Genomic DNA, 13,164 nt, shown 5'->3' with positions numbered 1-13,164 from the left:
TGATTTTGATAATTATTGTCCTGTGGGTTTTGAAAAAAAATCATGATGGTTTCATGATCTATGCTACTTTCGCTTCTTTTCTTCTCCTAAAAATAGAGAGTAAGAAACCCACAACCATTACGATTGTACCAGCCCAATATAAATTGATGAAAGGAAATTCAATTGCTTTGAAAACAACCCAATCTTTTGCTTGCTGAGGTTTTTCAAAAATTTGAAGTTCAACTTTTTTCTCATCAGGCAAAACTTTAGAGAAACGGAATTTCAAATCCAGTTCTTCCACTTTACGGGCAAAATCGAAAGTGTTGTTCCCTTTAATTAAAAACATTGGTTCTGCTTTGTAAATTTTACCGGCAGAATTAATTTCCAAAGGCAAACCTACTGCATAATCACCTTGTGCCAGCACTAAATCTTTAGCAACTGGTTTATTGTTTAAAGCCTGTACAGTTACTATTCCACTTGAAGTATGAATGGTATCGCCTACAGAAACTTTTACTATTCTTGGTGCTTTATAGTTTTCATCATCAGAATGACCTTCGTGATCATCGTGTGATTCTTTCTTTATTGCAGCACTGGTAATGTGTGTGTACACATCATAAGTTAGATAGTGTTTGGTATCAGGAGAAGCAATTAAGCCCATTTTCTCGTTATCCTGTACGTGCGGATGTAAGTTGAAATCTTCCTTAACCTTACCTTCTTTATCTAAAACCTTAAAATTAAGCGTATAAATGGTGTTTGGCGCTTTAGTTGTATCACTTACATAAGTTACCGTATACTTACCCATTTGCTTGGGTTCGTTTTTGTATAACATGATGTTTTCGCCCGGTTTTTCTGTTTTCTCGAAATCTTTAACCGGAATGAAATTATTTGCATTAATAGAAAGTGGCTTATTGGTTGCCGCAGAAATTAAGGCGCCTAAAATCAAGAAAGCAAAGCCGATGTGGGCAATTGCCGAACCTGCTAATTTTGCTTTTCCACCAAAAGCCTGATATAATATGGTGGCATTTGAAAGTACAGCGAACAAACAGCTAAACGTAATTAAAATGTACATGGTATTGGTATAAATGTCTGCAACATATACCAAACCAGCCGTTAAAACGATAGAAAATAAAATGACCGAAATTAAGCTGCTGTAAAATTTACGCGGATCAGTTCTTTTATATTTTAAATATTGAGAAAACCCCGAAATTAAAGTGATTAATACTGCGAAAGGTGCCTGCCATTTATTGTAATATTTCACTGCATCAATTGGTGGCGAGAAATTAGTACCAAATGCTTTGTTAAATACCGGAACTGATGTTGAAAAAATCACCTGAATACAGGCAATGGTTACCACTAATGCACCAATAAACATCCAAAATTCACGCGAATAAGTCTCTTCATCTTTTGTAGTGATTGGCAGTTCTTTCCATCTTAAAATAACCAAAACAATAGCAATGGCAGCAAAAACAACGTTGTATAATATTAAATGACCAAACATTCCCATATCGGTAAATGAGTGGACAGATGTATCGCCCAAAATTCCGCTTCTGGTTAAAAAAGATGCGTAAAGCACCAGTAAAAAACTTAAAAAAACAAGTGCTATTGCAGTAAAATAAGCATGGCCGGTGTTTTTATAAGCGATCATTACGTGTACAGCACCAATTAAGGTTAGCCAAGGAATCAATGATGCGTTTTCAACAGGATCCCAAGCCCAGAAACCACCAAAATTCAGTGCTTCATAAGCCCAGAAAGAGCCCATGATGATACCCGTTCCTAGAACCATTACAGCAAAAAGCGTCCATGGCAGAGCAGGTTTAATCCAATCTTTGTATCGTTTTTGCCATAAAGCCGCAACTCCATAAGCAAAGGGAACAACCATGCTGGCAAAACCCAAGAATAAAGTTGGTGGATGAATAACCATCCAATAATTTTGTAATAACGGATTTAATCCTCTTCCATCAGTAATGAAAGTTAAATATTTTGCAAAGTTTTCGGGATTTGCGAAGACAACAGGAGCCATTGCTTTTAAATCAACTGCATCTCTTAATAAGATAAAAGGAGAACTTCCGATGCGTTCGCCGAAAATTTCAACCCCCAACATCATGGAGGTTAAAAAAACCTGAGAAAAAGCGACAACAGTCATTACCGGGCGTTCCCAGGTTTTAGCTTTCCATATTAATAATGTGCCTAAAAGCGATTGCCAGAAAGCCCACAACCAGAAACTACCTTCCTGTCCTTCCCAAAATGCAGAAACGATATAATAAATGGGAAGTTCTTTTGAGGAGTGGAAATAAACGTAATTATATTCGTTGTAGTGACCAAGAATAAGGTAAAATAGCGTAATACCAATACCGACAATACTTGCCCAGTTAACTAAAAACCCAATTCTGCCGAGATTTCTCCAGGATTTATCGTTTAAATTTTTCTCGCGACTGGCATAAAAATACGCTATTGTTGAAAGTAACGATGCACTAAACGCCAACACAATAAAAAACTGTCCGATTTTACCCGGTAACAGATTTTCGCCTACAAATTGAATGTCCATTAAAATTAGTTATATTTTTTCTCGCCGTACTTACCCACTGTATCCACTTTGCCATCTTTATTAACTTCAACCAGGTTGTCATTATATTTAGATGGGCACTTCATTAAAATTTTCGACGCATAGAATTTGTCCTGATCCATTTTACCGATAAGAACAAGCTTTTCAGATTTTTCAAAATCCTGTGGTTTGGTTCCGTTATAAATTACTTCGCGAACCTCGCCTTTTTCATCTTTCATGTGGAAAGAGAAATGATTGGCATCTTTTACAGCATCATAATACATGCCCATTGATTTTTCCCAATACCCCATCACATGCTCCTCTTTTTTAGATTCAGCAGCTTCTTTAAAATTTGAATAAGTATCGGTATTTGCATTTAAGCTAAACAAGATTCCCACAGAAATTGCAATGGTAATCAATCCAATTATTGCACTTTTTTTCATTTTATATGTTGTTGTAAAAGCTGGCAACAAAGATAGAAAAATCGGCTTAGCGAACATTCATTAACAATTTTCTTGTCTTTATATTGACAATTAGCTGATTATTGAAAAGTCTTATTGAAAGCGGTTTTAAACACTGAACCTTTATTCACAATAAGAAGATCTCATTGCTATTTATAAACAACAGGCTTAACCAAATCAATTAACTCATTTATTTTAGTACTTACTTAAAAATTAAAGCAAACAGACATCAAAGGAAATGAATAACGAAAGGCAGTTAAGATCACTGAGTAGTTTAGGATGATAAGCAAGCATATTACTGACCGTTATTAATATTTAGATAGTTTTTTGAGTGATATTTTACATCTTTATTCATCTTTATTAAAAATTGAGTAAAATGCTGCATGACAATCTAATTTTAATTCTCATATTACTGCTGGGCGTAACGTTACTGGTAATGGTTGGACAGAAATTAAAAATCTCTTATCCAATATTTCTTGTCCTGGCGGGTCTAATTATTGGGTTCATTCCAGGTACGCCACATATCAAAATAGATCCGAATATTGTTTTCCTATTATTTTTACCACCATTGCTTTATGAGGCGGCATGGTTCACATCATGGAAAGATTTTTGGGAGTATAAAGGAGCCATATTTTTAATGGCCGTAGGATTGGTTTTTATTACATCAGTGGCTGTTGCTTATGCTTCAGTTGCTTTTATACCGGGCTTCACTTTAGCACTCGGATTTTTATTAGGCGGAATTATCTCTCCGCCTGATGCTGTAGCCGCAGCCGCAGTGCTGAAGGGAATGAAAGTCCCAAAAATGGTAAGTTCACTTCTGGAAGGTGAAAGCCTGGTAAATGATGCATCAAGTTTAATTGTATTTAAATTCGCATTGGTTAGTGTATTGACAGGCACATTCGTGATTCAGGATGCAGCTGTTGATTTTGTTTCAGTAGCTGGTTGCGGTATTTTAATTGGTGTAGCGGTTGGGGGTATATTCTATGCGATACACCGTTGGCTACCCACAACTGAAAATATCGATACTGTATTAACATTACTAACTCCTTACTTTATGTACATTGTTGCTGAACATTTCGAGGCTTCAGGTGTAATGGCCGTGGTTTCAGGAGGTTTATTGTTATCAAGCCAATCACATGTGATTTTAACCTCAAATTCGAGAATTAAAACCGTTTCAGTTTGGTCTGCCCTTACGTTTATGCTTAATGGGGTTGTATTTATATTAATTGGCTTGGCATTACCGGATATTGTTGGCGATCTTGGCCCAGATTATCCCATACTAAAAGCGATAGGTTATGGCGTTGGCATAAGCATATTGGCTTTTCTGGTTCGTTTTGTATGGCTATTTTCTACCGCCAGGATAACCAGTTTCTTTAATAAAAAAACAAGATTACGCTATCAGGATATGACCTGGCATTCATCTGTTGTAATTGTTTACGCGGGCATGCGGGGTGTGGTATCATTGGCAGCAGCACTTTCAATTCCGGTTATGATTTCTGAACAAGTACATTTCCCTTTAAGAAATTTGATATTGTTCATCACTTTTGTAGTGATTTTTGTCACATTGGTTATTCAGGGCTTTACTTTACCACTTGTGATTAAATTATTGAAAATACCAGAGCCAAAACATAAACTTTCTGAGCAGGAACAGGCCAATCAAATCAAACTGAGATTAATTGATCTTTCTTTAGATAAACTGAAGACAGATTATCAGCATCAATGTACTCATAATGAGTTAATGGTTAATTTAAAGGCTGAACTTCAACATTCATTGATGGAGAAAAAAGATACATTAAAGGCTTTTAAAAATGGAGAGATTGATAAAGGTGAATTAAAAGCTTATCATGAAATCATGCTGAATTTAATTCATATTCAGCGTGATGAATTGCATCATCTTAAGAGTAACAAAAATTATGATGATGATATTATCAGAAAAGAAGAATGGAGACTTGATTTGGAAGAGTTAAGCATTACTTCTATCTAATCCGTTCTTGTAAGAGTATTCCTGATTTTTCTCGCAATGATAACAGCGAAAGCTTTAAGTTTTCTGCCTGCGCGGAAACGGACATTAGTGTATTACTTTTGGGCCAAGCCAACCTGCGCAGCAAGCTTAAAGACCTATAAAAACATAACTGATGCTGAAAAAGTAAGAGCCCTTTGGCGGTAAGGAAGTTCAGGGAACACTGCCAAATGACACAAATAAGATGTCCACGAAGCAGAGAAAAACCACTTCTTGCGTGACGAGCGTAATTAGCGTTATAGCCACGATGATAATATTAAACACTTTGCTAAACAACCCATTGTACCTAAACCCGATTGCAGTGGAAATACTTTTTAAATAGCAGCAACCTTGAATATCCTGTCATGCTGAGGCACGAAGCATCTGCAACCGATGAAACAAATGCTTCGTGCCTCAGTACAACAGAAGTTGTTTTGAAAAGATTGCAACGAAAAGCGGGGCCAGCCCTACCCTACAAAACACAGAACCGAACATTTCAAAAACAAAAAAATCCTTGCAAATTATACATCTGCAAGGATTTTTTTATGGTAAGGAGAAGCCCTAAACCTTTCGCCTTTCTGCCCTCTACCTTATTAAGGCCAAACGCCTAAGTTCATATAAGAAACTGCGATTTTATCAATTGAATTAACAAAAGCAGCTGTTCTTAATGTTTTTGTGCCAGGTTTTTGCATTCTGGTTTCACGAATTTCATGATAAGAATGAATCATGGTATCTTCTAAACCAGAGTTTACCAATTCTATTTCTGATGCACCTTTAACAATCATTAAGCGATGCTCAGGAAGGATGGTTTTACCGGTTAAGTTTTCTAAAGTGGCGATCAGATTAGCGTTTGAATTAGCCGCATAGCGGTTTTCCATACGTCCGAAAGCTACGTGAGAAAGATTTTTCAACCATTCGAAATAAGAAACGGTAACACCACCAGCATTGCAATACATATCTGGAATAATGATTCCACCCATTTCAGTGAAAATTGCTTCGGCTTCCGGAGTAGTTGGACCATTCGCACCTTCTGCAATAATTTTTGCTTTTACGTTACGGATGTTATGCTCTGTAAATTGATTTTCTAACGCTGCTGGGACTAAGATATCGCAATCTTGCTCTAATCCTTCCATTGAGTTTTTAAAATCTATAGCACCTGCAAAACCTAAAATTGACCCTGTGTTTTTACGATGAGCAAAAACCTCATCAACATTTAAGCCGTTTGCATTGTAAATTGCTCCTTCGTATTCGCACAAACCAACAATGGTTGCACCAAACTCAGCTAAGAATTTCGCCGAGTGATAACCTACATTACCTAAACCCTGAACAATTACTCTTTTACCATCTAAACCAGCAGTTAAGCCGATTTTCTGCATATCTTCTGCAACACCTACGCATTCGCGAACGGCATAAGCAACGCCACGACCAGTAGCTTCCTTACGACCACGGATACCGTGTAAAGCAATTGGCTTACCTGTAACACAGCCTAAAGCATCCAGCTGACCAGGATTCATAGTCATGTATGTATCAGCAATCCAACTCATTTCGCGTTCACCCGAACCATAATCAGGTGCAGGAACATCGATACCAGGGCCAATAAAGTTTTTCTTAATTAATTCTGTAGTATAACGACGGGTAATGGTTTCTAACTCGGCAACACTATATTGTTTGGTGTTAATTTTGATACCACCCTTTGCGCCCCCGAAAGGAACATTAACGATAGCACACTTGTATGTCATTAAAGCTGCAAGTGCCATAACTTCATCTTCGTTAACCATTTCGCTATAACGAATACCACCTTTGGTTGGGCTCATGTGATGCGAATGCTCTACCCGCCAGGCATCAATTACTTCGAAACCATTTCCACGGCGAATTGGGAATTGGAAACGATAAACACTGTTACACGCTTTAATCTGGTTCAATAAACCTTCCGGATGATTTGTAAATTGAGCCGCACTGTCAAAGTTCTTGCATACATCAGCAAAAAACTTGTTCTCGTCTGCTAGATTAGCCATTATTTATTTTTTATGAATTTAGTATGCCGCAAAATTGCCTAAAAAAACCGCATATATCCAAATGAAAAAACACTTAGTGTAAAGCCAACACCTATTGAAAATGTTTTAAAAAATGGCTCTAAACGATTTAAACTTAGTTTTTATGCTCATTTTCTTTTTCGATTTTTTTTAATCTTTTATCTATTGAGAAAAGGTAGGCCAGCAAACCAATCAAAATGATCACAATACAAACCACAACAAGGTAAATTTTACCATTACTGCGTAGTGCATCGGCCATTTCCACACCGTTGTCTTGCGCAAATAATTGCATGGTGGCAAGCATTAATATCAGCGAAAAAAATATCTTCTTCATGTTAGTGATGTTGTTGTTTGTTTTCTAATGAACGTAATCTAAAACGAATGGTGTAAACCCAGTAACCAATTAATATCCAGCCTAAACATGCCGGATAAAACACCATGCGCATACGGCTATCTAAATCATAACTATTAAAACCTGGATTACCACCATTGCCCGGGTGTAAAGAATCTTTTAAACGCGGCAGAACGAAAAGTAATACCACCATCATCGGGAAAGCGAAAATGTTATAGATAGCTGAAATTTTAGCTCTTTTTTGTTCTTCATCTATCGCATTGCGAAGAATTAAATAGGCAAAATAAAGTAATACAGAAATGGCCGCAAAGTTTTGTTTTGGATCAAAACTCCAGAATTGACCCCAGGTATATTTAGCCCAAAATGCGCCCGTAACCAATCCTAACAGACCGAAAATAATACCGGTATTTACACTTTCAACCGCTTTTATATCATCAATTTCACTTTTTGTGCTTAATGATTTTACACTATAAAAAACAGAAATGGAAAACAACACAATCATTGCAAACCACATGGGCACATGGAAATACAAATTTCGTATCGTTTCATTTAAAATCGGCAAACGAGGAACACCTAATAATAATCCTGCAATTGCAGTATAAATTACCAGAACTGAACCTAAAATTTTCCACCAGGTTTTATTCATACATATATAATTTTGAATGAGTGAATGTTATACATATTGCCTGTTCAAATCACTCATTCTATAATTCACTCATTAATTTAATCGCGCCAAAGGTAAGGAAATAACAATAACGACGTAGCTACAGTAAGTACATTTACCACCAGGAGCATTCCAATTTCATCATAACTATTCTCCCATGGTAAGCCATCAACAGCATTTTTTGCTAATTTAATTAAAAGTATAAGTACTGGAATTATGATTGGGAAACTTAAAATCGCCATTAACATTCCGCCGTTCCCTGCTTTACTTGCAATAGCAGAAACCATGGTAAAAACGGTTGAAAAACTAATGCTTCCCATTATAACTGCAACGTAATAAAGCAATAAATCTGGGGGTGTAAAAGAATCGAAAACGAGGGTATAAAAACCTAATGCTATGGTGGTTAATACCAGCATGAGTAGAGTGTTATAAACTGTTTTAGAGATTAATACTGCAGCAGGACTGGCTAAAACATAACTATATAATTGTTGTCCTTTGGTTTCCTGAAGAAAGCTTTTAGATACTCCGTTGATTGATGCGAACAACATGATTATCCAAAACAAAGCATTCCAGGTTAACTTATCGCCAAGACTTACAAACGAAAGATAGCATGTAAAAATAGTGGAAACAACATACAACAATACACCGTTGATGGTATATTTAGAACGCCATTCCAAAAGTACTTCTTTGTGGATTAAATATTTAACCTCTTTGGCCAGTTGCATAACGGCAAAGATACTTTTATTGCGAAATATTGTAAGGCCAAATTGTTGGATTGTTGTAATATTGTTTAAAGTTTTAGCCGCAGATGAGTGGCCACGGAAACACGGAATACACGGGAAAATTAAATTTACCATATGTGGAGTAAATGAGCTAAGATGTATTTTAACAAAAAAAATTCCGTGGATTTCGTGTTTCCGTGGCAAAAAAATTTTAGCCGCAGATTATGGGCCACGGAAACACAGAATACAAGGAAAATTAAATTTACCACATGAGTGATGAAGCATTTTAATAAAATTCCGTGGATTTCGTGTTTCCGTGGCAAAAAAATTTTAGCCGCAGATTATGGGCCACGGAAACACAGAATACACGGAAAAATTAAATTTACCATATGTGGGGTAAATGAGCTAAGATGTATTTTAACAAAGATAATTCCATGGATTTCGTGTCTCCGTGGCAAAAAAATTTTAGCCGCAGATTATGGGCCACGGAAACACAGAATACAAGGAAAAATAAATTTACCACATGAGTGATGAAGCATTTTAATAAAATTCCGTGGATTTCATGTTTCCGTGGCAAAAAAATAATTTTATGGATTACGCATCAGTTATAGAATCGCCAATTGGCAAAATAACCATTCTTACAGATGATGATTTTGTATATGCCATTACCTTTGCTGAAAAAGATATTGCTGATTTAGCAGAAAATGAGCTATCCAAAAAAGTCGCCAATCAGTTAATCGCTTATTTTAATGGGGATTTGAAAGATTTCGATTTTCCGATCAAACAAAAAGGAACTGATTTTCAACAGGTAGTTTGGCAGAATTTGTTATCGATTCCTTTTGGCGAAACCACATCTTACGCCAGGTTTTCGGCACATCATCCATTGGCAATCAGAGCTATTGCCGCAGCCAATGGAAAAAACAATATCGCAATTGTGGTTCCTTGTCACAGGGTAATTGGCAACAATGGAAAGTTGGTAGGTTATGCCGGCGGTTTATGGCGAAAGCAATGGCTGTTACAACATGAACGAGAAGTTGCACAAAAAGGGCAAACCGAATTAAAATTTTAGTATGAATATTATTACAGAACAAGCCGATACTCCGAATGATTTAAAAGCCATCCGTTTAATTAATATTGAAGATGGAAAATGTGATTTTGAAATCGGAAAGATCCCTGTCAGGCAACACATTAATGCCAGTTACTTCTTCGCCCAAACTGATGTTTCTACTCTTGAGAAAATTCCACATCCTGCTCCAAGACGACAATATGTGATTACACTTAAAGGAAAGTTAAAATTTACAGTAACCAATGGCAAAACTTTTATTATTGAACCTGGCATTATTTTAATTGCAGCAGATACTGTAGGATCAGGACACACCTGGGAAATTATAGATGGCAATGAATGGGAAAGATTATATATCCCATTGGAAGAAGATGCGAATGATTATTTTATATCAAATTAATTTGCAATCTACTTGTTTATTCAACTCCAAACAAACCACTTCATTATTGTACTTTGCCATTCATAACGACAATCCACTCATTACCGGCGCAGGTTCCAATCATTGATTATGATATATTTCCGGATAAAGGATAGCTTTAACCAGCCAATAATGCCTCAATCAATTAAATCTCTTTTTTTAAACGTTAGTTTGTGCAGTGATTTTTTCGCCACGTTTAGTGCTGAAAAGCATAAAAATCACTCCAACTAATAGTACGATCCATCCCCATTGAAAATGAACAACCTTACTGATTAATTTATTTGCGAAGCCATATTTTGTGTAATTATTTGCAGTGAAATAAACTGCAACAACAGCCAGCACGTACCAGATTGCCATTACAAAACTCATAAAACGAAATGCTCCAGCTTTTCTGATAAACAAGAAAAGAACAGAAATTGCGATGATGGTGTATGTAATAAAAAACAAACGCGCGTCTGATTGATATAGATTCCAATTGCCTTTGATTGGCACCTTTAATATTGGGCAAAAACCTGCTATAATGCATAACAAAATGCCTAACCATGCCCTGAATTTATTTAATATCAACATTTGTTTTGGTTAACTGGTTAATTGTTTGAATTGGTTAATTGCTGATAGTGATTAATTAAAGCTACCTTGCCTGGCATTTTTTAATGACTAATGACTAATGACTAATGACTAATGACTAATGACTAATGACTAATGACTAATGACTAATGACTAATGACTAATGACTAATGACTAATGACTAATGACTAATGACTAATGACTAATGACTAATGAACTAACCTACTGCCCCTCAACAATGCCCATTTTCTCAGCAAAGTGCGCACAATAATCACGTAAATCTTCCACTATTAAGGTTTCGTTGGTTGCTTTTAAAAAGCTGTCGCCCATGGTTTGCAAGGTTTCATAGAAGAAACGTTTCATTTCATCAACAGGCATATCTTTTGTCCAAAGATCTATTTTTAATGTGTTTTTATAGTTATGATCCCAAACGGCTAAAAACATAGCTTTCGCAGGCACTTTATCATTGTTTCCAGCATCAGTACTTTCCCAAAGAATGTTATCTGGATTGTTGCCCTCATCTAACTCAACAGTTAATTTTATTTCTGCTTTTCTCATTTTTTAAATTGATTCCATCGATAAAAGAATTACACAAATTTATCGACTATTTTTTTTTACGGTTGCAAAGATGCTGATTTTACTAAATACTTTGGCTTTGCTTTAAGCTACTTTTTGTAATATTACCATCAAGATTGTTGCGATGAAAATAAATACCAGTTCCACAATCCAAATTCTTTTAATATCCTTTAAAGTAAAACGAAAAATCAGGTCTGTAATAAATGTGACAACAATCAAACAGCCTAATATTAATATGTAAAACCCATTTACATCGATCTGTTTGGGTGCGTTAGTTTTTGCAGAAAACAGATTTACCGCCACCAAAGCCAAACTGGCAGCTCCAACAATATTTAAAGGAGTAATCCTAAGCTTCATTACTTTTTCTTATCGAATTTTTTTCCTTTTTTAAAGCTTTTAACTGCTTTTCCAGCTTTGGCTTTAGCCTTATCCCTTGCCTTTTTTTCTATTGCAGCGGCATGCTTCTTCTCATGGAAAGCACCCTTGAAATCAGGATCTTCCTTGCGTTTCTGCATATCAATTTCCCTGGCAATGTGCTGACGCTCCTCATAAGGCGTTTCATCAATGTAAACACCTTCAGGAATTTCAGCCACAGGGATGTACTGGCGAATCAGCTTTTCAATTTTACGGATGTAATATTTCTCAGCATCAGTAGCAAAAGTAATGGCATCACCTTTGGCAAATGCCCTACCTGTTCTTCCGATTCTGTGCACGTAATCTTCAATAATAATCGGCACATCGAAGTTGATTACATGGCTCACATCACTCACATCAATACCCCTGCTCGCTACATCGGTTGCCACTAAAACACGAATATTTCCTTCTTTGAAACTGTTAATGGAATTAATTCTGGTATTTTGTCCTTTATTTGCATGGATTACCCGAACATTATCGGCACCATATCTACGCTCAATAAAACTGAAAATATTATCGGCAACAGTTTTTGTTTTGCAAAAAATAATCAGGCGGTTAAAGGCTTCATCATTCTTTAATAAATGCTGCAGTAGATTAATTTTTGTTTTGAAATTCGGAACGTAATATAAAGTCTGCGTTACATTTGCTGCAGGTGTAGCCTGTTCTGATGCCTCAATAACGACAGGGTTTTTCAGGAAATCACCTGCAATTTTCTGTACCAAATCGCTCATTGTTGCAGAGAACAATAAATTCTGGCGTTTGCGTGGAACGATTTCCAAAATTCTATGAATGGAGCCGATAAAGCCCATGTCCATCATTTTATCTGCCTCATCCAGCACCAAAAATTTCAGACTTTGCGTGTTAATATCGCCAGCTAAATACAAATCCAGAAATCTTCCTGGTGTGGCAATTAAAATATCAACTCCTTTTGCAATCTGCTCTTTCTGTGTTTTAGGACCAATTCCACCGAAAATCACAAGCGAACGTAAATCAGTATAAGTAGAAAATAACTTCACTTGTTCTGCAATTTGCATTGCTAACTCGCGGGTTGGCGATAAAATCAAAGCTCTTGGATTTTCGCCTTGAGCGTATTTCAATTGCATTAAAATCGGCAAAACAAAAGCCGCAGTTTTTCCTGTTCCTGTTTCTGCAATACCGAAAATATCCTGCCCAGATAATACTGGCGCAATTGCTTTTTCCTGTATCGGCGTGGCAACGGTATAACCTGCATCGGCAACTGCATTTAAAATTTGCCTGTTTAACTTAAATTCTTCGAACGATTTTGCCATAGCGCACAAAGATAGTGATTAAGGTTGAGGGTTTGAAGATGTAAGGTAGAAGGTTTAAGAAGCATTGTAAATTACACCCGAAACA

13 protein-coding genes are annotated in these 13,164 nt (G+C 36.3%); 3 read left to right on the top strand and 10 right to left on the bottom strand.

Going from position 1 to position 13,164, the window contains the following annotated elements; translation table 11 throughout:
* Positions 1-58 precede the first annotated feature (58 nt).
* Positions 59-2,524 carry a heme lyase CcmF/NrfE family subunit gene (locus DU508_RS14715; RefSeq protein ID WP_115403575.1) on the bottom strand — a complete coding sequence of 822 codons (2,466 nt, stop codon included), beginning with the start codon at positions 2,522-2,524 and terminating at the stop codon, positions 59-61.
* A 5-nt stretch (positions 2,525-2,529) separates the two neighbouring features.
* Positions 2,530-2,964, bottom strand: coding sequence for a cytochrome c maturation protein CcmE domain-containing protein (locus tag DU508_RS14710; RefSeq protein ID WP_115403574.1), 435 nt, complete (start codon positions 2,962-2,964; stop codon positions 2,530-2,532).
* Between the two features lie 394 nt (positions 2,965-3,358).
* On the opposite strand from DU508_RS14710, the gene DU508_RS14705 reads away from it, so the two are divergent.
* On the top strand, positions 3,359-4,966 hold the full coding sequence (locus DU508_RS14705) for a Na+/H+ antiporter (RefSeq protein WP_115403573.1): 1,608 nt from the start codon (positions 3,359-3,361) through the stop codon (positions 4,964-4,966).
* Positions 4,967-5,574: 608 nt separating this feature from the next.
* Here the strand turns inward: DU508_RS14705 and DU508_RS14695 are convergent.
* The 4 genes from DU508_RS14695 to DU508_RS14680 form a co-directional block, all read right to left on the bottom strand.
* Entirely contained in the window at positions 5,575-6,996 is a 1,422-nt protein-coding gene (locus DU508_RS14695; protein ID WP_115403571.1) for a Glu/Leu/Phe/Val family dehydrogenase, read from the bottom strand.
* A gap of 133 nt (positions 6,997-7,129) precedes the next feature.
* On the bottom strand, positions 7,130-7,348 hold the full coding sequence (locus tag DU508_RS14690; protein WP_199562722.1) for a CcmD family protein: 219 nt from the start codon (positions 7,346-7,348) through the stop codon (positions 7,130-7,132).
* Position 7,349: 1 nt separating this feature from the next.
* On the bottom strand, positions 7,350-8,012 hold the full coding sequence (ccsA, locus tag DU508_RS14685; RefSeq protein ID WP_115403570.1) for a cytochrome c biogenesis protein CcsA: 663 nt from the start codon (positions 8,010-8,012) through the stop codon (positions 7,350-7,352).
* A gap of 77 nt (positions 8,013-8,089) precedes the next feature.
* Positions 8,090-8,755 carry a heme exporter protein CcmB gene (locus DU508_RS14680; protein WP_115403910.1) on the bottom strand — a complete coding sequence of 222 codons (666 nt, stop codon included), beginning with the start codon at positions 8,753-8,755 and terminating at the stop codon, positions 8,090-8,092.
* 586 nt (positions 8,756-9,341) lie between these two features.
* Between DU508_RS14680 and DU508_RS14670 the strand changes: the two genes are divergently transcribed.
* Both DU508_RS14670 and DU508_RS14665 read left to right on the top strand, forming a co-directional pair.
* Complete coding sequence (locus tag DU508_RS14670; protein WP_115403909.1) at positions 9,342-9,821, top strand: methylated-DNA--[protein]-cysteine S-methyltransferase; 480 nt, start codon at positions 9,342-9,344, stop codon at positions 9,819-9,821.
* 1 nt (position 9,822) lies between these two features.
* Positions 9,823-10,215, top strand: a complete 393-nt coding sequence (locus DU508_RS14665) for a cupin domain-containing protein (protein WP_115403568.1) — start codon at positions 9,823-9,825, stop codon at positions 10,213-10,215.
* 177 nt (positions 10,216-10,392) lie between these two features.
* Here the strand turns inward: DU508_RS14665 and DU508_RS14660 are convergent, their stop codons facing one another.
* The 4 genes from DU508_RS14660 to DU508_RS14645 all read right to left on the bottom strand — a co-directional run bounded on the left by DU508_RS14660 (position 10,393) and on the right by DU508_RS14645 (position 13,079).
* A complete protein-coding gene (locus DU508_RS14660) occupies positions 10,393-10,803 on the bottom strand; it encodes a hypothetical protein (protein WP_115403567.1) in 411 nt (136 codons plus the stop codon).
* A 219-nt stretch (positions 10,804-11,022) separates the two neighbouring features.
* Positions 11,023-11,358 carry a gliding motility protein GldC gene (gene gldC / locus DU508_RS14655; RefSeq protein ID WP_115403566.1) on the bottom strand — a complete coding sequence of 112 codons (336 nt, stop codon included), beginning with the start codon at positions 11,356-11,358 and terminating at the stop codon, positions 11,023-11,025.
* 102 nt (positions 11,359-11,460) lie between these two features.
* Positions 11,461-11,733 carry a hypothetical protein gene (locus DU508_RS14650; protein ID WP_115403565.1) on the bottom strand — a complete coding sequence of 91 codons (273 nt, stop codon included), beginning with the start codon at positions 11,731-11,733 and terminating at the stop codon, positions 11,461-11,463.
* Complete coding sequence (locus DU508_RS14645) at positions 11,733-13,079, bottom strand: DEAD/DEAH box helicase (protein WP_115403564.1); 1,347 nt, start codon at positions 13,077-13,079, stop codon at positions 11,733-11,735. Before DU508_RS14645 ends, DU508_RS14650 begins: the two co-directional genes overlap by 1 nt.
* Positions 13,080-13,164: the final 85 nt, after the last annotated feature.

This window comes from Pedobacter chinensis (genome assembly GCF_003339865.1).
Classification (GTDB): Bacteria; Bacteroidota; Bacteroidia; order Sphingobacteriales; family Sphingobacteriaceae; genus Pedobacter; species Pedobacter chinensis.
Note: the sequence above shows the minus strand (reverse complement) of the source record. Positions and strands in the feature narration are given on the sequence as shown.

What these genes read in the sequence shown, in the direction of transcription:
- DU508_RS14710 (WP_115403574.1), bottom strand. Translation starts at nt 2,964, where the DNA reads ATGAAAAAAAGTGCAATAATTGGATTGATTACCATTGCAATTTCTGTG.
- DU508_RS14645 (WP_115403564.1), bottom strand. Translation starts at nt 13,079, where the DNA reads ATGGCAAAATCGTTCGAAGAATTTAAGTTAAACAGGCAAATTTTAAAT.
- DU508_RS14665 (WP_115403568.1), top strand. Translation starts at nt 9,823, where the DNA reads ATGAATATTATTACAGAACAAGCCGATACTCCGAATGATTTAAAAGCC.
- DU508_RS14705 (WP_115403573.1), top strand. Translation starts at nt 3,359, where the DNA reads ATGCTGCATGACAATCTAATTTTAATTCTCATATTACTGCTGGGCGTA.
- DU508_RS14690 (WP_199562722.1), bottom strand. Translation starts at nt 7,348, where the DNA reads ATGAAGAAGATATTTTTTTCGCTGATATTAATGCTTGCCACCATGCAA.
- DU508_RS14695 (WP_115403571.1), bottom strand. Translation starts at nt 6,996, where the DNA reads ATGGCTAATCTAGCAGACGAGAACAAGTTTTTTGCTGATGTATGCAAG.
- ccsA (WP_115403570.1), bottom strand. Translation starts at nt 8,012, where the DNA reads ATGAATAAAACCTGGTGGAAAATTTTAGGTTCAGTTCTGGTAATTTAT.
- DU508_RS14650 (WP_115403565.1), bottom strand. Translation starts at nt 11,733, where the DNA reads ATGAAGCTTAGGATTACTCCTTTAAATATTGTTGGAGCTGCCAGTTTG.
- DU508_RS14680 (WP_115403910.1), bottom strand. Translation starts at nt 8,755, where the DNA reads ATGCAACTGGCCAAAGAGGTTAAATATTTAATCCACAAAGAAGTACTT.
- gldC (WP_115403566.1), bottom strand. Translation starts at nt 11,358, where the DNA reads ATGAGAAAAGCAGAAATAAAATTAACTGTTGAGTTAGATGAGGGCAAC.
- DU508_RS14660 (WP_115403567.1), bottom strand. Translation starts at nt 10,803, where the DNA reads ATGTTGATATTAAATAAATTCAGGGCATGGTTAGGCATTTTGTTATGC.
- DU508_RS14715 (WP_115403575.1), bottom strand. Translation starts at nt 2,524, where the DNA reads ATGGACATTCAATTTGTAGGCGAAAATCTGTTACCGGGTAAAATCGGA.
- DU508_RS14670 (WP_115403909.1), top strand. Translation starts at nt 9,342, where the DNA reads ATGGATTACGCATCAGTTATAGAATCGCCAATTGGCAAAATAACCATT.